This window comes from Pseudomonas sp. BJa5 (genome assembly GCF_030272875.2).
Taxonomy (GTDB): Bacteria; Pseudomonadota; Gammaproteobacteria; order Pseudomonadales; family Pseudomonadaceae; genus Aquipseudomonas.
Window position 1 is genome coordinate 35,245 of the sequence record NZ_JALRNG020000007.1, and the last position, 22,150, is coordinate 57,394.

Below are 22,150 nucleotides of genomic sequence, written 5' to 3' on the forward strand. Positions count from 1 at the left end.
CCTGGACTGGAGTGGCGCGCTCGACGCTGTGATTCACCATCCGCTGTTTGGCATCGGTATCACCCTGGGTGCCTACCAGTTGGTACTGGCAGCCTTCGAGAAAACCCGCTGGATTTTCCTGCAACCGGTGCTGGTGTCGATGCTGGTGGTCATTGGCGTACTGCTCGCCTGTGGCCTGACCTACAGCGAATACCGCAAAAGCACCGAGATCATGAACACCCTGCTGGGGCCGGCCACCGTGGCCCTGGCGGTGCCGCTGTACCTGAATCTGCGGCGCATTCGCCAGCTGTTCTGGCCGACTTTTACTACGCTGGTAATCGGAGGGGTGTTCGCCACGGGCGCCTGCCTGCTGCTGGGTTGGTGGTTCGGTGCCGAGCACATGATCCTGATGACCATGGCGCCCAAGTCGGTAACCTCGCCCATTGCCATGCTGGTGGCCGAGCAGATCGGCGGTGTGGCGGCACTGGCAGCGGTGTTCGTGCTGATCACCGGGGTAATCGGGGCGATCTTCGGCCCGGCGCTGTTGTCGCGCTGCGGTGTGCACAGTGCCGAGGCGCGGGGCATGGCCCTGGGAGTGACCGCCCACGCGGTAGGCACTTCGGTGGCGCTGCAGGAAAGTGATGAATGCGGGGCTTTCGCGGCCCTGGCGATGAGCCTGATGGGGGTTGCCACGGCAGTATTCCTGCCCTTGGCGGTCAGCCTGGTTGTTTGAGGAATTGCGATGACGCTACCCCTGTTTCCGCTCAATACCGTGTTGTTTCCAGGCTGCTACCTCGATCTGCAGATCTTCGAGGCGCGCTACCTGGACATGATCGGTCGCTGCATGAAGAAGAACGGCGGCTTCGGCGTGGTCTGCATCCTCGAAGGCGATCAGGTCGGCACGGTGCCGGCGGGCTTTTCGCTGCTGGGTTGCGAAGCGGTGATTCGCGACTTCCAGCAGCAGGACAACGGCTTGCTCGGCATCCGAGTCGAAGGCATACGGCGCTTTCACGTCGGGCCCTTCGAGGTGCAGAAGGACCAGTTGCTGGTGGCCGATGTGCAGTGGCTGGCAGAAGCGCCGGACGCCCCCTTGAGCGAAGCCGACAGTGACCTGCTGGCCTTGCTCGTGGCGTTGGGCGAGCATCCGATGGTGGAGGCCCTGGGTATGCCGAGGGAGGTCACGGGTCAGCAGTCATTGGCCAATCAGTTGGCCTACCTGCTGCCGTTCGTCGAAGACGACAAGCTCGAACTGTTGGCGATCGACTCGCCACGCCAGCGCCTGGACAAGATCCAGGCGCTGCTCGACCGGCTCCAGGGCGAATTGTTCGCCTGAGCCCTCAATACTGGTAGCGCAGCAGGGCGTGTGGCAGCGAATGCAGGCTGAAGAAGGCCAGCACCGCCACGCAGGCCGGCAGGATCAGCCACCAGACCTTCAGCGGCAGGGCCGTGAGCGGTTGGCGATGCTGGACCAGGGTCAGGCTGGTGGCACAGATGCAGCAGGCGAGCAGGGCGCCGGCGAGGATGTCGGTCGGCCAGTGCGCGCCCAGGTAGACCCGCGACAGGGCAATCGCCAGGGCCGGCAGGCAGCCCAGCAGGATCCAGGTCAGGCGCATGCGCGCCGGCTGGCCACGTCCGGCGAGCACCGCCAGCACCAGAAAGAAGGCGAAAGCCGCCGAGCTGTGGCCGCTGGGCATGCTGTACGAGGTCAGCGGGTCGCTCAGGACTTCCGGGCGGGCGCGGGCGAATAGCCATTTCAGACTGCCATTGGCCAGGGCGGTGCCGACCAGGGTAGCGCCGGCAAACAGCGCCGGACGCCATTGGCGCGCCAGCATCAACAGCCCGGTCAGCAGCCCGCCGAGGATAAACTGGGTACGAAAATCGCCCATGCGGGTGATCAGCACCACGCTGCCATCGATGACATTGCTGCGATGTTCCTGGATCAGGGTCATCAGGCCCTGGTCGAATTCATGCAGGTAGGGCCAGCCCAGAAACACACCCGCCAGGGCCAGCAGGCTGAGCCCGGCGATCACTTTGGTGCCGCGGCGCATGCTGCGCAGGCTGCAACTGATGCTGACACCGATCAGCAGCGCCAGGCCCGCAGCGATTATCCCCGCATCCATCCAGAAGCCTTCCGGCAGTGGCAGGCGCATGGCCGCGCCGGTTGCCCAGCCGGGTAGCAGATAGGCCACCGACCAGCCGGCACCGGCAATCAGGCTCACGGCGATGAAGCGTGGCAGGGGCATGTCGAACATGCCGGCGACCATCGGCAGCATGGGCCGTAGCGGGCCGATGAAGCGGCCGACCAGCAGGCTGGCGATGCCGTAGCGCTGGAAATAGGTCTCGGCGCCACCGATCCACTCCGGGTGATGACGCAGCAGGGGCAGGCGCCGGATGTTCTGGTGAAACTTGCGCCCCAGGGTGTAGGAGATGGCATCGCCCAGCAGGCCGCCGAAGAAACCCAGCAGCAGGGTTTCGCCCAGCGACAGGGCGCCACTGCCGGCCAGCACGGCGACGCCGAACAGCAGAACGGTGCCGGGTACGATGATCCCGGCGATGGCCAGGCATTCCACGCAGGCCACCAGAAAAATCGCCAAGCCAAGCCATTGCGGGTTGGCACCAAGCCAACCGGTCAGGCTGTCGAGCCATTGGCCCATCGTGTCAGTTTCCTTGTGTCAGTAAAAAATAGTCCCGGCCTTCGACCTGACCCCGGCGCAGCGGGTTGCGGGTGCAGTGGCGGGCGAAGTCGGCGTCGACGAAACGGTAGGGCAGATGTTCGTCGCGGCCCGTAGGGATTCCCAGACGGGTGCTTTGAATAATGTGTTTCACATTGATTCCGCAGTCTTCGACAAACAGTCGGTCAGGGTCGAAGCGCTTGGCGTCCCAGTGCGGCACTTTCAGGCCCATGGCCTTGCACAGCAGGGTCTGGCCGGCGCACAGGCGCTCGATGGTCCGGGGCTGGCCGCTGGCGTCGGGGTTGTTCAGCTGCATTTGCGCCAGGCTGTTGGCGTCGGAAATGGCGTCGACGAAGGGGTAGGCGGACTTGATCAGCACCGCGTTGCCTGGGCCCTGGGCGCTGAAGTTCAGCGAGTCGCCGCCACGGGCGTAGTACATGTAGATATGCCCGCCGTCGAGGAACAGCGCCTTGCGTTTTTCCGTATAGCCGAGGGAGGCATGGCTGCCCTTGTCGCTGCAGTAGTAAGCCTCGGTCTCGATGATTCGTGCCGCCAGCCAGTAGGGGCCGTGGCGGTGGCGGATGATCTTGCCCAGCAGGGCCTTGGCCAGTTCCTGGGCGTCGCGGTCGAAAAAACTGTCGGGCAAGGCCCGGGACGGGCAGGGGGCGGTGTCGGGCATGCTGGCGGATTCGCATTGGTCAGGTGGGCGATGATAGCAACTAATCGCTTAATCAAGGCTGAACGGCTCACTGTAGGAGCGGGCTTGCCCCGCGATTGCAATCCACCAGACACATCGTATCGCGGGGCAAGTCGAGTCGTCGCACCGCCGCTCCTACAGGGGTTGTGGGACATCAGGGGCACTGTTTTCGACCATCCGCCTGTCACCGCTGGGCGTGGGGCGGCCTGCCAGTTATAATCAGCCGATTTCCCCTCCGCCAAGACACTGAGCCCATGACTGAGTCCGTTCTTGACTACATGACCCGCCTGGGTCGCGCCGCCCGTGAGGCTGCCCGCGTCATCGCCCGCGCCAGTACCGCGCAGAAGAACCGCGCGCTGCAGGCTGCCGCCAATGCCCTGGACGCGGCGCGCACCGAGCTGTCCGCCGCCAACGAGCTGGACCTGGCCGCCGGCCGCGCCAATGGCCTGGAACCGGCCATGCTCGAGCGCCTGGCGCTGACCCCGGCGCGCATCGACGGCATGATCGTCGGCCTGCGCCAGGTGGCCAGCCTGCCGGACCCAGTGGGTGCGATTCGCGACATGAGTTATCGGCCGTCGGGTATCCAGGTCGGCAAGATGCGCGTGCCGCTGGGGGTGATCGGGATCATCTACGAGTCGCGTCCGAACGTGACCATCGATGCCGCCAGCCTGTGCCTGAAGTCGGGTAACGCGACGATCCTGCGCGGTGGTTCCGAGGCCATTCATTCCAACCGTGCCATCGCCGCCTGCATCCAGCGTGGCCTGGCCGAGGCAGGCTTGCCGGCGGCAGTGGTCCAGGTGGTGGAAACCACCGACCGCGAAGCCGTGGGCGCGCTGATCAGCATGCCCGAGTACGTCGATGTGATCGTCCCGCGTGGTGGCAAGGGCCTGATCGAGCGCATCAGCCGTGACGCCCGGGTACCGGTGATCAAGCACCTGGACGGCATCTGCCACGTGTATGTGGCCGAGCATGCCGAACTGGACAAGGCCCGGCGCATTGCATTCAACGCCAAGACCTACCGTTACGGCATCTGCGGGGCGATGGAAACCCTGCTGGTCGATCAGTCGGTAGCGGCGGCGTTCCTGCCGGAAATGGCCGGCCAATTCCGGGAAAAAGGCGTCGAACTGCGCGGTTGCGAGCGTACCCGGCAGATCATCGAGGCAGTGCCGGCCACGGAAGCGGACTGGAACACCGAATACCTCGCGGCGATCCTCTCGATCCGCGTGGTCGACGGCCTGGAGCAGGCCATCGAACACATCAACCGGTATGGCTCGCACCACACCGACTCCATCGTTACCGAACACCAGGGCCAGGCCCGGCGGTTCATGGCCGAGGTCGATTCGTCCTCGGTGATGATCAACACCCCGACCTGCTTTGCCGACGGTTTCGAGTACGGCCTGGGCGCCGAGATCGGTATTTCCACCGACAAGCTGCACGCCCGCGGCCCGGTCGGCCTGGAAGGCCTGACCTGCGAAAAATACGTGGTGATCGGCGACGGTCAACTGCGCGGACAGGAGTCGCTCTGACTTGGCCGAGCGCACACCGCTCGCCCCTGTCATGACGATGTCGCCCGCCCGGCGCATCGGCGTGCTCGGCGGGACATTCGACCCGGTGCACATCGGACACCTGCGCAGCGCGCTGGAGGTGGCCGAAGTGCTGGCGCTGGACGAGCTGCGGCTGATGCCCAATGCCCGTCCGCCGCACCGCGACACCCCGCAGGTGTCGGCCGAGGATCGCCTGGCGATGGTGCGCTGCGCGGTCGAGGGCGTGCCGACGCTGTCGGTCGATGCCCGCGAGCTGTTGCGCGACACGCCGTCGTACACCATCGAAACGCTGGAACTGATGCGCGCCGAAATGGCCGCCTCGGACCAGTTGTTCCTGCTGCTGGGCTGGGATGCCTTCTGCGGCCTGCCCAGCTGGCATCGCTGGGAAGAATTGCTGCAACACTGCCACATCCTGGTGCTGCAACGCCCGGATGCCGACGTCGAGCCACCGGATGCCCTGCGCAACCTGTTGGCAGCACGCTCAGTCAGTGACCCGCAGGCCCTGGTCGGGCCGGCGGGACATATTGCATTCGTCTGGCAGACGCCGCTTGCGGTGTCTGCCACGCAGATCCGACAGCTGCTGGCCAGCGGCAAGTCGGTGCGGTTTCTGGTGCCGGACGCAGTACTGGCCTATATCGATGCGCACAACCTCTACCGTGCGCCGAACTGAGGGTGCTGCAAGCGCCCCCTACTTTACGAGTTGAATGAGTTTTATATGACCAAGCAAAAAATCAGTGCCATCAATGGCGAAGAACTGGTCGAACTGACCAAGGCAGCCCTGGAGGACGTCAAGGCCCAGGACATCCAGGTCATCGACGTGCGCGACAAGCACAGCCTGACCGACTACATGATCATCGCCACCGGTACCTCCAACCGCCAGATCAACGCCATGCTGGAAAAGGTCCGCGAAGCGGTCAAGGCCAAGGGCGCGCAGCCGCTGGGCGAAGAAGGCAAGGGCGATAGCGACTGGGTGCTGCTCGACCTGAACGACGTCATCGTTCACATGATGACCGCCGCTGCCCGTCAGTTCTACGACCTGGAGCGCCTGTGGCTGGGCGCCGAGCAGAGCCGCGCGCACGATGGCAAACACCACAGCCCGGAAAACACCCACGACTACGCTGACAAGCTCAAAGACCGGGAATAAGGAAGCGTCGTGCGTCTGCGTCTGATCGCGGTCGGCTCGCGCATGCCCAAGTGGGTCGAGGACGGTTGGCATGAGTATGCCAAGCGCCTGCCTTCGGAGCTGTCGCTGGAGCTGGTGGAAATTCCGCTCAATACCCGGGGCAAGAATGCCGATGTCGCCCGCCTGATCCGTCAGGAGGGCGAGGCCATGCTGGCCAAGGTCCAGCCAGGGGAACGGATCGTCACCCTGGAGGTCCATGGCAAGCCCTGGAGTACCGAGCAACTGGCGGTCGAGCTGGATCGCTGGCGGCTGGACTCGCGTACCGTGAACTTCATGGTCGGCGGCCCGGAAGGGCTGGCGCCGGAAGTCTGCGCGCGCGCCGAGCAACGCTGGTCGCTGTCGCCGCTGACCCTGCCGCACCCGTTGGTAAGGATACTGATCGGCGAGCAGCTGTACCGCGCCTGGACCGTGCTGTCCGGGCATCCTTACCATAAATGAACCTGTAAGCCTTTCAATGACGCAGCCGATTCGCCTCAAGGATCACGAGAAAGACGCCCGTTTGGTGCGCAGTCGCGTCGTGGTCGGTGCCGTGGCGATCGTCCTGCTGATCTGCGTGCTGATCGCTCGCCTGTATTACCTGCAGGTGATCCAGTACGACTATCACTCGACGCTGTCGGAAAACAACCGGGTGCATGTGCAGCCGATTCCGCCGACCCGTGGCCTGATCTTCGACCGCAACGGAGTGATCATCGCCGACAACCGGCCGAGCTTCAGCCTGAGCATGACCCGCGAGCGCTCCGGTAACTGGCAGCAGGTGCTCGACGTGATCGTCGAAGTGCTGGAGCTGACCCCGGACGACCGCACCCTGTTCGAAAAACGCATGCGCCAGGGGCGCCGGCCGTTCGAGCCGGTGCCGATCCTGTTCGAGCTGACCGAAGAGCAGATTGCAAGGATCGCGGTGAACCAGTTCCGCCTGCCCGGGGTGGAAGTGGTGGCCCAGTTGGTGCGCCATTACCCGCAGGGCGCGCACTTCGCTCATTCGGTCGGCTATGTCGGGCGGATCAACGAAAAAGAGCTCAAGACCCTCGATCCGGTCAACTACAGTGGCACTCACCATATCGGCAAGACCGGTATCGAACGCTTCTACGAGCCTGAGCTGCACGGCCAGGTCGGTTATGAAGAAGTCGAGACCAACGCCCGTGGCCGGGTATTGCGGGTGCTCAAGCGCACCGACCCAAGCCCTGGCAAGGACATCGTCCTGAGCCTCGACATCAAGCTGCAGGAGGCTGCCGAGGCGGCCCTGGCCGGGCGTCGTGGTGCCATTGTCGCGCTTGATCCGAACACCGGCGAAGTCCTGGCGATGGTCAGCCAGCCGAGCTTCGATCCCAACCTGTTCGTCACCGGTATCAGCTTCAAGGCCTATGCCGAGCTGCGTGATTCCATCGACCGGCCGCTGTTCAACCGCGTGCTGCGTGGCCTGTACCCGCCGGGCTCGACCATCAAGCCGGCAGTGGCCATCGCCGGCCTCGACAGTGGCGTGGTGACGGCGACAAGCCGGGTGTTCGACCCGGGCTACTACCAGTTGCCCAACTACGACCACAAGTACCGTAACTGGAACCGCACCGGTGATGGCTGGGTCGACCTCGACACGGCAATCATGCGTTCCAACGACACCTACTTCTACGACCTGGCGCACAAGATGGGCATCGACCGCCTGTCCAGCTACATGAACCGCTTCGGCATCGGCCAGAAGGTCTCGCTGGACATGTTCGAGGAGTCGCCGGGCCTGATGCCGTCGCGCGAGTGGAAGCGCGCCACCCGGCGCCAGGCCTGGTTCCCGGGCGAGACCCTGATCCTCGGTATCGGCCAGGGCTACATGCAGGCCACGCCCTTGCAGCTGGCCCAGGCCACCGCGCTGATCGCCAACAAGGGCAAGTGGAACCGCCCGCACCTGGCCAAGACCATCGAAGGCCTGCCGCCGGTGGACGAAAACCCGATGGAGGATATCGTCCTGCGTGACAAGTCCGACTGGAACAAGGTCACTCACGGCATGGAGCAGGTGATGCACGGTGCCCGCGGCACCGCGCGCAAAGCCTCCATCGGTGCCCAGTACCGGATCGCCGGCAAGAGTGGTACCGCCCAGGTGGTGGCGATCAAGCAGGGTGAGAAGTACGACCGCAACAAGTTGCAGGAACGCCATCGCGACCACGCCTTGTTCGTCGGCTTCGCCCCGGCCGACAACCCGAAGATCGTGGTGTCGGTGATGGTCGAGAACGGCGAGTCCGGCTCCGGCGTGGCCGCCCCTGTGGTGCGCCAGGTCATGGACGCCTGGTTGCTCGGCCCCGACGGGCGCCTCAAGCCTGAATTTGCCAACCCTTCCATTGCCCAGGAATCGGCGCCGTGATGAGTAATTTCGATCGCATGCTCTCCAGCGAGGATGTCATGCGCCGCCGGGCCAGCTTCCTGCAGCGCATCCACATCGATGGCCCCTTGCTGATCCTGCTGCTGACCCTGGCGGCCGGCAGCCTGTTCGTTCTCTATTCGGCCAGCGGCAAGAACTGGGACCTGCTGCTCAAGCAGGCCAGTTCCTTCGGCATCGGCCTGGTGTCGATGTTCATCATCGCCCAGCTGGAGCCGCGCTTCATGGCGCGCTGGGTGCCGCTTGCCTACGTCGGCGGGGTGATCCTGCTGGTGGTGGTGGACGTCATGGGCCACAACGCCATGGGCGCCACGCGCTGGATCAACATTCCCGGGGTGATCCGCTTCCAGCCCTCGGAATTCATGAAGATCATCATGCCGGCGACCATCGCCTGGTACCTGGCCAAGCGATCGCTGCCGCCGCACCTCAAGCATGTGATGATCAGCCTGATCATGATCGGTGTGCCGTTCATTCTCATCGTGCGCCAGCCGGACCTGGGCACGGCGCTGCTGATCCTGGCCTCGGGCGCGTTCGTGCTGTTCATGGGCGGCCTGCGCTGGCGCTGGATCCTCAGCGTGATCGCCGCCGCCGTGCCGGTGGCGGTGGCCATGTGGTTCTTCGTCATGCATGACTACCAGAAACAGCGGGTACTGACCTTTCTCGATCCGGAAAGCGACCCACTGGGCACTGGCTGGAACATCATCCAGTCCAAGGCAGCGATCGGTTCCGGCGGCGTGTTCGGCAAGGGCTGGTTGCTGGGCACCCAGTCGCACCTGGACTTTTTGCCGGAAAGTCATACCGACTTCATCATCGCCGTCATGGGCGAGGAGTTCGGCCTGGTCGGCATTTGCGCCCTGTTGCTGATCTACCTGCTGCTGATCGGTCGCGGCCTGGTGATCACCGCCCAGGCGCAGACACTCTACGGCAAGCTGCTGGCCGGCAGCCTGACCATGACCTTCTTCGTATATGTGTTCGTCAATATCGGTATGGTCAGCGGCCTGTTGCCCGTGGTGGGCGTGCCGCTGCCCTTCATTAGTTATGGCGGAACTTCGTTGGTGACGCTGCTGTCAGCGTTTGGGGTTCTCATGTCGATCCACACGCATCGCAAATGGATTGCACAGGTTTGAATAAGGTGAAGAATTACATGCAAGCAATGCGTGGCTGGGCCGCCCGTTGTGCGCCCTGGGTCGGCCTGGTCGGCCTGCTCGGGGGGGCGCAGCAGGCAGCCGCCAGCGACTACGACGGTTCGCCCCAGGTGGCCGAATTCGTCAGCGAAATGACTCGCGATTACGGCTTTGCCAGTGAGCAGTTGATGGATGTGTTTCGCGAGGTACAGCGCAAGCAGTCGATCCTCGATGCCATTTCCCGCCCGGCCGAGCGGGTAAAACCGTGGAAGGACTATCGCCCGATGTTCCTCACCGACGCCCGGGTCGCCCGTGGCGTGGATTTCTGGCGCCAGCATGAAGCCACCTTGGCCCGTGCCGAGCAGGAATATGGCGTACCGGCCCAGGTGATTGTCTCGATCATCGGCGTCGAGACCTTCTTTGGCCGCAACACCGGCAACTACCGGGTGATCGACGCGCTGTCGACCCTGGGCTTCGATTACCCGCCACGGGCCGAGTTCTTCCGCAAGGAATTGCGCGAGTTCCTGCTCCTGGCCCGCGAAGAGCAGGTCGATCCGCTGGTGCTCAAGGGCTCCTACGCCGGGGCCATGGGCCTGCCGCAGTTCATGCCCAGCAGCTTTCGCGCCTACGCCGTGGACTTCGATGGCGACGGCCATATCAATATCTGGAACAACCCGGACGATGCCATCGGCAGCGTGGCCAGCTACTTCAAGCGTCACGGCTGGGTCGCCGGCGAGCAGGTGGTCAGCCGCGCCACGGTCAGCGGCAACCGGGTCGACGAAGGGCTGAGCCCCGGCATCGACGCGGTCAAGACGGTCGCGCAGTTGCGGGCACTGGGCTGGTCAAGTCATGATGCGTTGCGCGATGATCTGCCGGTCACCGCTTTCCGGCTCGAAGGCGACAACGGTCCCGAATACTGGCTGGGCCTGAAAAACTTCTACGCGATCACTCGCTACAACCGCAGCGTGATGTACGCCATGGCGGTACATCAGCTATCGGACCTGCTGGTTCAAGCACGGGGCGCCAAGTAATGCGCGTTTTGTTTTCTGACACATCTCTCAAACTGATCGGCTGCGCGGCCCTGGGCCTGATGCTGGTCAGCTGTTCTTCGAGCCGTCCGGCACAGCAAAGCGGCAACACGGTCAAGGCCAAGCCGGGCCTGGATATCAACCGGGCGCACAAGGACGGCGCACCGTGGTGGGACGTCGATGTCACGAAGATCCCGGACGCTACGCCGACCGTGCACACCGGTAACTACAAGGCCAACCCCTACACCGTGCTGGGCAAGACCTACTTCCCGATCCAGGATTCGCGCAACTACCGCGCCGAAGGTACGGCGTCGTGGTACGGCACCAAATTCCATGGCCAGAACACAGCCAATGGCGAGGTCTATGACCTCTACGGCATGAGCGCGGCGCACAAGACCCTGCCGCTGCCGGCCTACGTCAAGGTCACCAACCTGGACAATCATCGCAGCGTGATCCTGCGGGTCAACGACCGTGGACCGTTCTACTCGGACCGCATCATCGACCTGTCCTATGCGGCGGCGAAAAAACTGGGTTATGCCGAAACCGGCACGGCACGGGTGCGCGTCGAGGGGATCGACCCGAAACAATGGTGGGCCCAGCGTGGCCAGCCGGCGCCGATGGTGCTGGAGCAGCCGCAGGTCGCCCAGACCCAGACGTTCTCTGCCAGCACCGGTGCGGTCGAGCAGTGGACCCCGCCACCGCAGCAGCATGCCGCCGCGGCCGTGCCCGTGCAGGTCGCCAGCAACAGTGGCCTGGCCAGCAATGGTCTTTACTTGCAGGTCGGCGCTTTCGCCAACCCGGATGCGGCCGAATTGCTGCGCTCCAAGCTTAGCGGCATGGTCAGCGCGCCGGTCTTCATCAGTTCGATCGTGCGCAACCAGCAGACCCTGCACCGGGTACGCATGGGGCCGATCAACAGCCAGGGTGAAGCCCAGAAAATGCAGGACAGTGTGCGCCTGGCCAACCTCGGCCAGGCGAAAGTCGTCACGGCGGACTGACCGGGGGGACTGGTCGGTTTGTCATGCAAGCGGGCATTGCGGCCATGTACAATGGCGGTTTTGCTCGCAAGGCCTAGCGCCAAAAAACGTTTTGCCCATGAGGGCATGAGCCCATTAGCCATTTCGAGAGACGGATGAACATCACCACCTTTGCCAAACGCCTTTGCCTGCTAGTTCCGCTGATGATCACCCCTGCCGCCTTCGCGGCAGAGCAGATGATGCCGTCGCCGCCGCAACTGGCAGCCAAGTCCTACGTGCTCATGGAAGCATCCAGCGGTAACGTCCTGGTCGAGAACAATGGTGACGAGCGTCTGCCGCCGGCCAGCCTGACCAAGCTGATGACCGCCTACATCGCGACCCTGGACATCCGCCGTGGCCAGATCGGCGAGAACGATCCGGTGACCGTCAGCGAAAACGCCTGGCGTACCGGTGGTTCGCGGATGTTCATCAAGGTCGGCACCCAGGTCAGCGTCAGCGACCTGCTGCACGGCATCATCATCCAGTCGGGCAACGACGCCAGTGTCGCCCTGGCCGAGCACATCGCCGGCAGCGAAGACGCCTTCGCCGACATGATGAACAAGACTGCCGCCGACCTGGGCATGACCAACAGCCACTTCATGAACCCGACCGGTCTGCCGAACCCGGAGCACTACTCCTCGGCCCACGACATGGCGGTGCTGGCCCGTGCGATCATCCACGAAGACCCTGCCCACTACGCGATCTACTCGCAGAAGGAGTTCTTCTGGAACAACATCAAGCAGCCTAACCGCAACCTGCTGCTGTGGCGCGACAAGACCGTCGACGGCCTGAAAACCGGTCACACCGACGAAGCCGGCTACTGCATGGTGTCTTCGGCCGTACGTGATGGCATGCGCCTGATCGCGGTGGTCTTCGGTACCAACAGCGAGCAGTCCCGCGCCGCCGAGACCCAGAAGCTGCTGACCTACGGTTTCCGCTTCTTCGAAACCCAGACCTTCTACCAGAAGGGCACCGAACTGGCCCAGGCTCCGGTCTGGAAAGGTACCGCCAGCCAGGTCAAGGCCGGTCTGGCCAACGACCTGAGCATGACTTTGCCTAAAGGCCAATTGAAACGCCTGGCGGCAAGCATGACCATGAACCCGCAACTGACCGCTCCGATCGCCAAAGGTGACGTGATCGGTAAAGTGGAAGTCAAACTGGATGACAAGGTAGTCCACAGCGCCGACCTGATCGCGCTGGACGCTGTCGAGGAAGCTGGTTTCTTCGGCCGGGTGTGGGATAGCATTCGTCTATTCTTCTACGGGTTGTTCAACTGATATCGTGACCTGCCACGCCCCCGCGCATTCACGCGGGGGCGTTGTTGTTGCCACGGCTTACGAGGCCGTTACCGCCATGACTGAACCTGACGTCAAGTCGCACAAAATCGAATTCCCCTGCGCCGATTACCCGATCAAGGTCATCGGCGACACCGTGGTCAATTTCAAGGACACGGTGATCGAGATCCTCAAGAAGTACGCCGAAGTCGATCTCAAGACCCTGGCCGAGCGCCAGAGCAAGGAAGGCAAGTACACCACGGTGCAACTGCACATCGTCGCCACCGGCGAAGACCAGCTGCACGACATCAACAGCGCCCTGCGTGCTACCGGCATCGTGAAAATGGTGCTCTGATGCCGGCCAGCCTCGGTGTGCGCGACCTCGGCCTGCTGCCCTACGAGCCGGTGCTGGAGGCCATGCGTCGGTTTACCGACCAGCGTGGCCCGGATACCGCCGACGAGGTGTGGCTGGTTGAACACCCACCGGTGTTCACCCAGGGCCAGGCGGGCAAGGCCGAGCACCTGCTGGTGCCGGGGGATATCCCGGTGGTGCAGACTGACCGTGGTGGCCAGGTGACCTATCACGGCCCGGGCCAGCTGGTGGCCTACCTGTTGCTCGATGTGCGTCGCCTGGGCTTTGGCGTGCGCGAGCTGGTCAGCCGCATCGAGCGCTCGCTGATCGAGCTGCTCGCCAGCTACGGCGTCGAGGCGGCCGCCAAGGCCGATGCACCGGGCGTCTATGTCGACGGGGCGAAGATCGCCTCGCTCGGCTTGCGGATTCGCAATGGCTGTTCTTTCCATGGCCTTGCCTTGAACGTGGACATGGACCTTGGGCCATTCCGCCGGATTAACCCCTGCGGGTATGCGGGGCTGGCCATGACCCAGCTGCGCGATCAGGCAGGCCCGATCGAACTCTCCGAGGTCAGGGCAAGGCTGCGCGGGCAGCTGGTCAAGCACCTCGACTATGCTGAGCAGACGACCCTTACGGGCGGAATCTTCTGAATATGACTACTGTTGTGCAAGATCCAGTGCAAAGCGTGACTCCGACGCCACGGCCCAAGGTCGAGGCGGGCGTCAAGCTGCGGGGCGCGGAGAAAGTCGCGCGTATCCCGGTAAAGATCATCCCCACCGACGAACTGCCGAAGAAGCCCGACTGGATCCGCGTGCGCATCCCGGTTTCGCCGGAAGTCGACCGCATCAAGCAACTGCTGCGCAAGCACAAGCTGCACAGCGTCTGTGAAGAGGCGTCCTGCCCGAACCTGGGCGAGTGCTTCTCCGGCGGTACCGCGACCTTCATGATCATGGGTGACATCTGCACCCGTCGTTGCCCGTTCTGCGACGTCGGTCACGGCCGGCCGAAGCCGCTGGATGTCGACGAGCCGAAGAACCTGGCCGTGGCCATCGCCGACCTGCGCCTGAAGTACGTGGTGATCACCTCGGTGGACCGCGACGACCTGCGTGACGGCGGTGCCCAGCACTTTGCCGACTGCATCCGCGAGATCCGTGCCCTGTCGCCGGGCGTGCAGCTCGAGACCCTGGTGCCGGATTACCGTGGACGCATGGACGTGGCCCTGGAAATCACCGCACAGACTCCGCCAGACGTGTTCAACCACAACCTGGAAACCGTACCGCGCCTGTACAAGGCTGCGCGTCCGGGTTCGGACTACCAGTGGTCGCTGACCCTGCTGCAGAAGTTCAAGGAACTGGTGCCGCACGTGCCGACCAAGTCCGGCCTGATGCTGGGCCTGGGCGAGACCGACGAAGAAGTGATCGAAGTGATGCACCGCATGCGCGAGCACAACATCGACATGCTGACCCTGGGCCAGTACCTGCAGCCATCGCGCAGCCACTTGCCGGTACAGCGCTTCGTGCACCCGGACACCTTCGCCTGGTTCGCCGAGGAAGGCTACAAGATGGGCTTCAAGAACGTGGCTTCCGGCCCGCTGGTGCGTTCCTCGTACCACGCCGACCAGCAGGCTCACGAGGCCAAGATCAAGCTCTGATCGATGGCGTAGTCCGATGCCGATGTCCGCTTGCCGGCGACATCGGCATTTTTATTTGTGGCAGGTTTTCCGGGCGCCATGTGCTTGCCCATGGCGCCAGGATCACCGGCCAGGTCCATACAAGGAGTCGTCTGGATGAATCCTCCCTTCGATCATCCGCCAGAGGTGCAGCCTGCCTGCCGGCGCTTGCCCAAGCCGCTGCCGGAAAATGGCCGCATCGCAATCATTGCTCCAGCCGGGCCGGCCCGCCTCGACACGCTCAAGGCGATCCACTGGTTCGAGGCCCGGGGCTATCAATGCCGGGTCTATCCCGGGGTCAGCGAGTCCGACGGTTACCTGGCCGGTAGCGATGCGCAGCGCCTGGCTGACCTGCATGCGGCCTTCGCTGCCAGCGATGTCGACGCCATTATCTGCCTGCGCGGCGGCTACGGCAGCATGCGCCTGCTCGACGGCATCGACTACGCCTTGTTGCGCAACCACCCCAAGCCCCTGGTGGGTTATAGCGACATCACCGCGTTGCATGGCGCGATTGCCCGGCAGGCGGGGTTCGTGACCTTCCACGGAGCCATGCTCAAGTCCGAGTTGCTGGCCGACAAGCAGGAGCCGACGGTGTCCTCGCTGTTCGCGCTGCTCAGCGGCAAGCTGGGGCGCGGCGACACACTGGCGCATCCACAGGCCTACCCGTTGAGCACAATCGTTCCTGGTGCGGCGACAGGGCGCCTGGTGGGCGGCAACTTGGCGATGCTCGGTGCAACCCTGGGGACTGCGGCGGAACTGTGCAGCCAGGATGGCATTCTGTTTATCGAGGATGTCAACGAGCCGTTGTACCGCATCGACCGGCTGCTGACCCAACTGCGCCTGGCGGGCAAGTTCGAAGGCCTGCGGGGTGTGCTGGTCGGCGATTTCGTCGGCCTGACCGTGCAAGCCCTGACACCGCTGCTGCGCGAGATGTTCGAGCCCTTGCGCATTCCGGTGCTGGCCGGCTGGTGCAGCGGCCATTGCGATCCCAACCTGAGCTTGCCCCTGGGCGCGCAGGTGCGGCTGGATGCGGATTGCCAGCAATTGGTGTTACAGGAAGATCTGTTCTGATGCCATCGCGGGGCAAGCCCGCTCCTACAGGTAGGAGCGGCGGTGCGACGACTCGACTTGCCCCGCGAACATGGCCCGGCCTCAGCGCTGGCGCAGGCTGTCCAGCAGCTTGTGGGTCGGATAGCCATCAGCCGGCCATCCCAGCGCCTGTTGCGCACTGCGAATGGCCTTGCGGGTGTTGGCACCGATAATGCCGTCGGCCGCGCCGGCGTCGTAGTTCCTGGCGCTGAGCAGGGTCTGCAGTTCGACGCGCTCGCTGCGGCTCAGGGGCAGGTCATCCTTGGGCCAGCTGCCGGCAATGAAGCCGGAGCCATAGAAGCGGTCACCCAACAGGCCCACGGCCATGGCGTAGGACGAGGAGTTGTTGTACTTGAGGATGGCGCGGAAGTTATCCAGCACCAGGAACGCCGGGCCGCGATAACCGGCCGGCAGCAGCAGGGCGGCGGACAGTTGCTCGCTGCCGGCTGGCAGGCGCACGCCGGTTGGCAGCTTCAGGCCCAGTTGCAGCCATTCGGCCACGCTCTTGCGCTGGCTGCCATCGGCCAGCCAGTAGTCGAAGCCGGGTGCCAGTTGCACCTCGAAGCCCCAGGGTTCGCCACGCTTCCAGCCGGAGCTCTGCAGGTAATGGGCGGTCGAGGCCAGGGCGTCGGCTGAGCTGTTCCAGATATCCCGGCGACCGTCGCCGTCGAAGTCCACCGCATGGGTGTTGTAGGTGGTCGGGATGAACTGGGTCTGGCCCATGGCGCCGGCCCAGGAACCGCGCATGGCGTCGGGCTGGATATCGCCGTTCTGCAGGATCTGCAGGGCCGCGATCAGCTGCGCCTGGGCGAATGCCGGACGGCGGCCTTCATAGGCCAGGGTCGCCAGGGAGCGGATTACCGACTTGTTGCCCTGGAACTGGCCAAAGTTGCTTTCCATGCCCCAGACCGAGACCAGTACCTGGCGGTCGACGCCATAGCGCTGTTCGATCTGGGTGAGCAGCTCGGCATGTTTCTCCAGCAGCGCCTTGCCATTGCGAACGCGCAGGGGCGACAGCGCGCCGTCGAGGTATTCCCAGACCGGGCGGGTGAATTCGGGTTGGCTGCGATCGGCCTTGACCACGTCCATGTCCGGCGTGACGCCGAGGAATGCGCGGTCGAAAGTACCGGCGTTGATGCCCGCTTGCAGGGCTTGCTGGCGGAAACCTGCCTGCCATTGGGCAAAGGATTGCAGCGGCTGGATTTCGCTGCTGGTGTCGACGGCGGGGTTCGGCAGGGTGACCACCGGGGCCGGCTGGGCAGGGGCCAGCGGCAGCGCGTCGGCGGCGGTGGGTTTCTCCGCGCAGGCAACGAGCAGGATCAGGCTGGAGGCAGCGATCAGTTGGCGAGGTTGCCAACGATGGGTAAGACAAAAGGGCATGCACAGTTCCAGGTATTTCAGGTCAGGTGCTGACCATACCATGCCTGTCGAATTCTTGCTTTTATGCGGCCCGAAAGAACGAAGCCTCCCAATCTCTCGATTGGAAGGCTTCGCGGCGGTAGCTGCCCTTGCCTTTGCCTGCTCGTTCCTGGCGGCAACGGAACAGGGGCTGGGCGATGATTGACTTGGCCTTGTTGGGCCCGGGTTTCGCGGGTTTCTTGCTCATGGCAGGCGATCCTGTGGAGTGGGTGTGGGGGCGAATATAGGGGGGCAGCCTTCGCGGGGCAAGCCCGCTCCCACAGAAAACTGCTGTAGGAGCGGGCTTGCCCCGCGATGGCCGTTATTCTGCTGGCAAGGCCAGACGCTGGCCGGCCATCAACAGCGACAAGCGCGCCAGGCTGGTCCAGGGCGAGCCCTGGGCCTGCCCCTTGATCTGCGCGTCGATGCGCTGGGCGTCCTGCAGCAACTGGCTCCAGCGTTGCGCTGAGTGGCGTTGCAGGGCTTTGCTCATCAGTGGCTTGCGCTTGTCCCAGACCGGTGGCCGGGCCTGGCTGAAGGCCTTGTCCAGGGGCACGCCCTGGCTGTATTGCTGGGCCAGACCCGCCAGCACGCGCAACTCCCGGGCCAGGGCCCAGAGAATCACCGGTGGTTCGACGCCCTCGCCACGCAAGCCTTCAAGCATGCGCAAGGCGTGGGCGGCTTCGCCATTGAGGATGGCATCGACCAGGCCGAACACATCGAAGCGGGCGCTGTCGGCCACCGCGGCCTGCACGGTTTCCACCGTGATCTGGTTGCCTTCGGCCAACAGCTTGAGCTTTTCGATTTCCTGGGCCGCGGCCAGCAGGTTGCCCTCCACCCGGGCGGCGATCAGGTCGACGGCATCACGCTGGGCCGACAAGCCCGCCTGGGAAAGGCGCTGGTTGATCCACTGGGGGAGTTGCTGGGTGTCGACCGGCCAGATCTGGATGAACTGAACCTGTGTCCCCTCGATCAACGCCTTGCCCCATTTGGTCTTCTGCGCGCTGCCATCGAGCTTGGGCAGGCTGATCAGCAGCAGGGTGTCTTCGGCGGGGCGGGAGCAATACTCGATCAGTGCAGCCGCGCCCTTGTCGCCCGGCTTGCCCGAAGGCAGGCGCAGTTCCAGCAGGCGGCGCTGGGCGAACAGCGACAGGCTGGCCCCGGCCTGGAGCAGGGTGCCCCAGTCGAAGTTGGCGTCGGCGCTGAACACCTGGCGTTCGTCGAAGCCTTGCTGGCGTGCGGCGGCACGCACCGCATCGGCGGCTTCCTGGCACAGCAGCGGGTCATCGCCACTGATCACGTAGACCGGTGCGAGGCTGCCTTGCAGGTGCTTGTTGAGTTGGGCGGGGGCGAGTTTCATGATCGCAGGCGGGGCACCGAAGTGCCCCGTTCAGGCTCAGTTGGCCGGCAGTTGCAGGGGCGACTGCTGAGGGGTTGCTTCCTGGGCGCGGCGGGCCGCTTCCAGGGCCTGTGCTTCGGCCTTGGCGCGCTCGTCGGCTTTCTGTTGCAACAGTTCCAGCTGGGTCGGGGTCAGCAGTTGCAGGCGCACCAGCATGTTCTGCACCAGCTCGCGGCGCATTTCCTTGCGGGCCTGCAGGGCTTCCTGTTGCGAGCCGGCGATGTTGTTGCCGTCATGCATGTAGGTATCGCGCACTTCGAGCTTGTCGCTGAGCAGGTTGGTGTTGTCGTGGCCACCGATGGTGTAGCTCAGCACCGTGCTCAGCTCATACTCGGCAGTGCGGCCCGAGCCGCCGGAATAGGTGGCTGCACGCTGCGTCTCGGCTTCGTTGGTCAGGATCAGCTTGTACGGCGCGCCGGCATGCACGTTGACGCCGTTGCTCTGCAGGGCCTGGCGCAGCTGGGTGACGGTCTCGCCGTAGGCGTTGCGTGCGTCCAGGTCGAGTTCCTTGATCGCAAGCTCGGTCTGGCCGGTGCCGCGCAGCTGGAAGCCGCAGGCGCTGAGCATGACAGCCAGGCCCATCACCAGCAGATTGCGTTTGATCATCTTGTTGCTCCCTTGAGGGCCGAATCTGTTCGCGGGCCCGCCGCGGAGGCGGGCCCGTGTTCCTGTCAGTTGGCGACGATATTGACCAGCTTGCCCGGTACCACGATGACCTTGCGGATGCTCAGGCCGTCGATGAAACGCAGCACGTTGTCGTTGCTGCGGGCAGCGGCTTCGATCTCTTCGCGGCTGGCGGCGGCCGGCATTTCGATCTGGCCGCGCAGCTTGCCGTTGACCTGGACGACCAGGACGATGCTGTCCTGGACCAGGGCGCTTTCATCCACTGCCGGCCAGCCGGCGTCGATGACCGCTTCCTGGTGACCCAGGCGATGCCACAGTTCATGGCTGATGTGCGGGGTGATCGGCGACAGCAGCAGCACCACCGCTTCCAGGCCTTCCTGCAGCAGGGCACGGTCCTGCTCGGTGGCTTGCGGGGCTTTTTCCAGCACGTTCATCAGGGTCATCACCTGGGCGATGGCGGTGTTGAACTTGTGGAACTGGCCGACGTCGGTGCTGGCCTGCTTGATCGCGGCGTGGGTGGCACGGCGGATCGCTTTCTGTGCATCGTCCAGGGTGGCGATGTCGAGCTTGCCAGGCAGGCCCTGGGTGACATGGGCCTGGGCCAGGCGCCAGACACGACGCAGGAAGCGGCTGGCACCTTCGACGCCGGAGTCGGACCATTCCAGGCTCATGTCGGGCGGCGAGGCGAACATCATGAACAGGCGGCAGGTGTCGGCACCGTAGGCTTCGATCATCGCCTGGGGGTCAACGCCGTTGTTCTTGGACTTGGACATCTTCTCGGTGCCGCCGATCTCGACCGGCAGGCCGTCGGTTTTCAGGCGGGCGCCGATGATCTTGGCCTTGGCATCGCGCTCGACTTCGACGTCGGCCGGGTTGAACCAGTCCTTGCCGCCGTTGCTGGCAACGCGGTAGTAGGTCTCGGCGACGACCATGCCCTGGGTCAGCAGGTTCTTGAACGGCTCGTTGGAGGTGACCAGGCCTTCGTCGCGCATCAGCTTGTGGAAGAAGCGCGCGTACAGCAGGTGCAGGATGGCGTGCTCGATGCCACCGATGTACTGGTCAACCGGCAGCCAGTGGTTGGCTGCTTTCGGGTCGACCAGGCCGCCTTCATAGTTCGGCGAGGCGTAGCGGGCGAAGTACCAGGACGACTCGACGAAGGTGTCCATGGTGTCGGTTTCGCGCTTGGCCGCAGTGCCGCATTTCGGGCAGGTGCACGCGTAGAATTCGGGCATGCGCGCCAGCGGCGAGCCGGCGCCATCGGGAACCACGTCCTCGGGCAGGGTGACCGGCAGCTGGTCCTCAGGTACTGGCACATCGCCGCAAGATGGGCAGTGGATGATCGGGATCGGGCAGCCCCAGTAACGCTGGCGGCTGATACCCCAGTCACGCAGGCGGAACTGGGTGCGCGACTTGCCGAGTTCCTTCTTGATCAGGGCGACTTCGATGGCGTCGAAGGCACCAGCGAAATCCAGGCCGTCGAATTCGCCGGAGTTGATCAGCTCGCCGTATTCGCCGCAGGCGGCGTCCCACTCGGTCGCGACGTCGTCACCCAGGCGGGTGCGAATCACGGCCTTGAACGGCAGGTTGTACTTCTTGGCGAATTCGAAGTCGCGCTCGTCGTGGGCCGGTACGGCCATTACTGCGCCGTCGCCATAGTGCATCAGCACGTAGTTGGCGACCCACACCGGCAGTTTTTCGCCGGTCAGCGGGTGCTCGACGAACAGGGAAGTGGCCAGGCCCTTCTTCTCCTGGGTGGCGACATCGGCTTCGGCGACGCTGCCGCTCTTGCATTCATCGATGAAGGCTTGCAGCTCGGGGTTGCCCTGGGCGGCCTGGGTGGCCAGCGGGTGCTCGGCGGCAACGGCCACGTAGGTGGCGCCCATCAGGGTGTCCGGACGGGTGGTGAAGACTTTCAGTGCCCCGGCGTGGCCGATGCTGGCCTGGTCGTAGGGGAACTGCACTTCCATGCCACGGGACTTGCCGATCCAGTTGCGCTGCATGGTCTTGACCTGCTCGGGCCAGCCCGGCAGCTCGTCGAGGCTTTCCAGCAGCTCGTCGGCATAGTCGGTGATCTTGAAGTAGTACATCGGGATTTCGCGCTTCTCGATCAGCGCGCCCGAACGCCAGCCGCGGCCGTCGATGACCTGCTCGTTGGCCAGTACGGTCTGGTCGGCCGGGTCCCAGTTCACGGTACCGTTCTTGCGGTAGATCACGCCTTTTTCGAACAGGCGGGTGAACAGCCACTGCTCCCAGCGGTAGTAGTCTGGCTTGCAGGTGGTGACTTCGCGCGACCAGTCGAAGGCCAGGCCCAGGCTCTTGAGCTGGGTCTTCATGTATTCGATGTTTTCGTAGGTCCACTTGGCCGGCGCGACGTTGTTCTTCATCGCGGCGTTTTCCGCCGGCATGCCGAAGGCGTCCCAGCCCATCGGCTGCAGGACGTTCTTGCCCAGCATGCGCTGGTAGCGGGCAATCACGTCACCGATGGTGTAGTTGCGCACGTGGCCCATGTGTAGCTTGCCGCTCGGGTACGGGAACATCGACAGGCAGTAATAGGTGTCCTTGCCTGGCTGTTCACTGACTTCAAAAGACTTTTGCTCGTTCCAGTACGACTGGGCGGCTGCTTCGATTTCGCGGGGCTGATAGAGTTCGTGCATGGCTACTTTGCGCTGAGAAATGGGAGACCTTATCCAGGCAGCGGGAAAACCGCTGCATCGGCAATCCGGGGTCAAAATGGTGAACGCCC

The 22,150-nt window shown here is 64.2% G+C and carries 22 protein-coding genes; 15 read left to right on the top strand and 7 right to left on the bottom strand.

Annotated elements, in window-relative coordinates:
• Nucleotide 1: 1 nt before the first annotated feature.
• Entirely contained in the window at nt 2-712 is a 711-nt protein-coding gene (locus M2D63_RS05845) for an LrgB family protein (RefSeq protein ID WP_285861993.1), read from the top strand.
• 9 nt (nt 713-721) lie between these two features.
• Nucleotides 722-1,312 (top strand): LON peptidase substrate-binding domain-containing protein, encoded by a 591-nt coding sequence (locus tag M2D63_RS05850; RefSeq protein WP_285861879.1) that lies wholly within the window; start codon nt 722-724, stop codon nt 1,310-1,312.
• A gap of 4 nt (nt 1,313-1,316) precedes the next feature.
• Here the strand turns inward: M2D63_RS05850 and M2D63_RS05855 are convergent, their stop codons facing one another.
• Entirely contained in the window at nt 1,317-2,633 is a 1,317-nt protein-coding gene (locus tag M2D63_RS05855) for a bifunctional DedA family/phosphatase PAP2 family protein (protein ID WP_285861880.1), read from the bottom strand.
• A gap of 4 nt (nt 2,634-2,637) precedes the next feature.
• Nucleotides 2,638-3,330 (bottom strand): DNA-3-methyladenine glycosylase, encoded by a 693-nt coding sequence (locus M2D63_RS05860; protein WP_285861881.1) that lies wholly within the window; start codon nt 3,328-3,330, stop codon nt 2,638-2,640.
• A 272-nt stretch (nt 3,331-3,602) separates the two neighbouring features.
• Between M2D63_RS05860 and M2D63_RS05865 the strand changes: the two genes are divergently transcribed.
• From M2D63_RS05865 to M2D63_RS05925, 13 genes are all read left to right on the top strand, one after another.
• Entirely contained in the window at nt 3,603-4,874 is a 1,272-nt protein-coding gene (locus tag M2D63_RS05865; protein ID WP_285861882.1) for a glutamate-5-semialdehyde dehydrogenase, read from the top strand.
• Between the two features lie 31 nt (nt 4,875-4,905).
• Entirely contained in the window at nt 4,906-5,562 is a 657-nt protein-coding gene (gene nadD / locus M2D63_RS05870; RefSeq protein ID WP_405309181.1) for a nicotinate-nucleotide adenylyltransferase, read from the top strand.
• A 45-nt stretch (nt 5,563-5,607) separates the two neighbouring features.
• Nucleotides 5,608-6,036, top strand: coding sequence for a ribosome silencing factor (rsfS, locus tag M2D63_RS05875; protein WP_285861883.1), 429 nt, complete (start codon nt 5,608-5,610; stop codon nt 6,034-6,036).
• A gap of 9 nt (nt 6,037-6,045) precedes the next feature.
• On the top strand, nt 6,046-6,513 hold the full coding sequence (gene rlmH, locus M2D63_RS05880; protein WP_010222895.1) for a 23S rRNA (pseudouridine(1915)-N(3))-methyltransferase RlmH: 468 nt from the start codon (nt 6,046-6,048) through the stop codon (nt 6,511-6,513).
• A gap of 16 nt (nt 6,514-6,529) precedes the next feature.
• On the top strand, nt 6,530-8,419 hold the full coding sequence (mrdA, locus tag M2D63_RS05885; protein ID WP_285861884.1) for a penicillin-binding protein 2: 1,890 nt from the start codon (nt 6,530-6,532) through the stop codon (nt 8,417-8,419).
• A gap of 38 nt (nt 8,420-8,457) precedes the next feature.
• Nucleotides 8,458-9,561, top strand: coding sequence for a rod shape-determining protein RodA (gene rodA / locus M2D63_RS05890; RefSeq protein WP_285861995.1), 1,104 nt, complete (start codon nt 8,458-8,460; stop codon nt 9,559-9,561).
• Nucleotides 9,562-9,578: 17 nt separating this feature from the next.
• Entirely contained in the window at nt 9,579-10,589 is a 1,011-nt protein-coding gene (mltB, locus tag M2D63_RS05895) for a lytic murein transglycosylase B (RefSeq protein ID WP_285861885.1), read from the top strand.
• Nucleotides 10,589-11,584, top strand: a complete 996-nt coding sequence (locus M2D63_RS05900; protein ID WP_285861886.1) for a septal ring lytic transglycosylase RlpA family protein — start codon at nt 10,589-10,591, stop codon at nt 11,582-11,584. The genes mltB and M2D63_RS05900 overlap by 1 nt, the downstream gene beginning before the upstream one ends.
• Before the next feature lie 134 nt (nt 11,585-11,718).
• Nucleotides 11,719-12,879, top strand: coding sequence for a D-alanyl-D-alanine carboxypeptidase family protein (locus tag M2D63_RS05905; protein WP_285861887.1), 1,161 nt, complete (start codon nt 11,719-11,721; stop codon nt 12,877-12,879).
• 76 nt (nt 12,880-12,955) lie between these two features.
• Nucleotides 12,956-13,231, top strand: a complete 276-nt coding sequence (locus tag M2D63_RS05910) for a DUF493 domain-containing protein (RefSeq protein ID WP_285861888.1) — start codon at nt 12,956-12,958, stop codon at nt 13,229-13,231.
• Entirely contained in the window at nt 13,231-13,878 is a 648-nt protein-coding gene (gene lipB, locus M2D63_RS05915; protein ID WP_285861889.1) for a lipoyl(octanoyl) transferase LipB, read from the top strand. The genes M2D63_RS05910 and lipB overlap by 1 nt, the downstream gene beginning before the upstream one ends.
• A gap of 2 nt (nt 13,879-13,880) precedes the next feature.
• Nucleotides 13,881-14,879: a lipoyl synthase gene (gene lipA, locus M2D63_RS05920; protein WP_285861890.1), complete on the top strand. Its 999-nt coding sequence runs from the start codon at nt 13,881-13,883 to the stop codon at nt 14,877-14,879.
• Between the two features lie 135 nt (nt 14,880-15,014).
• Complete coding sequence (locus tag M2D63_RS05925; protein ID WP_285861891.1) at nt 15,015-15,968, top strand: LD-carboxypeptidase; 954 nt, start codon at nt 15,015-15,017, stop codon at nt 15,966-15,968.
• Nucleotides 15,969-16,049: 81 nt separating this feature from the next.
• Here the strand turns inward: M2D63_RS05925 and M2D63_RS05930 are convergent, their stop codons facing one another.
• From M2D63_RS05930 to leuS, 5 genes are all read right to left on the bottom strand, one after another.
• A complete protein-coding gene (locus tag M2D63_RS05930) occupies nt 16,050-17,366 on the bottom strand; it encodes a lytic murein transglycosylase (protein ID WP_285861892.1) in 1,317 nt (438 codons plus the stop codon).
• Between the two features lie 61 nt (nt 17,367-17,427).
• A complete protein-coding gene (arfA, locus tag M2D63_RS05935) occupies nt 17,428-17,592 on the bottom strand; it encodes an alternative ribosome rescue factor ArfA (RefSeq protein WP_285861893.1) in 165 nt (54 codons plus the stop codon).
• 114 nt (nt 17,593-17,706) lie between these two features.
• Nucleotides 17,707-18,744, bottom strand: a complete 1,038-nt coding sequence (gene holA, locus M2D63_RS05940) for a DNA polymerase III subunit delta (protein WP_285861894.1) — start codon at nt 18,742-18,744, stop codon at nt 17,707-17,709.
• Nucleotides 18,745-18,780: 36 nt separating this feature from the next.
• Nucleotides 18,781-19,389 carry an LPS assembly lipoprotein LptE gene (gene lptE / locus M2D63_RS05945; RefSeq protein ID WP_285861895.1) on the bottom strand — a complete coding sequence of 203 codons (609 nt, stop codon included), beginning with the start codon at nt 19,387-19,389 and terminating at the stop codon, nt 18,781-18,783.
• 65 nt (nt 19,390-19,454) lie between these two features.
• Nucleotides 19,455-22,061, bottom strand: a complete 2,607-nt coding sequence (gene leuS / locus M2D63_RS05950; RefSeq protein WP_285861896.1) for a leucine--tRNA ligase — start codon at nt 22,059-22,061, stop codon at nt 19,455-19,457.
• Between the last annotated feature and the right edge of the window lie 89 nt (nt 22,062-22,150).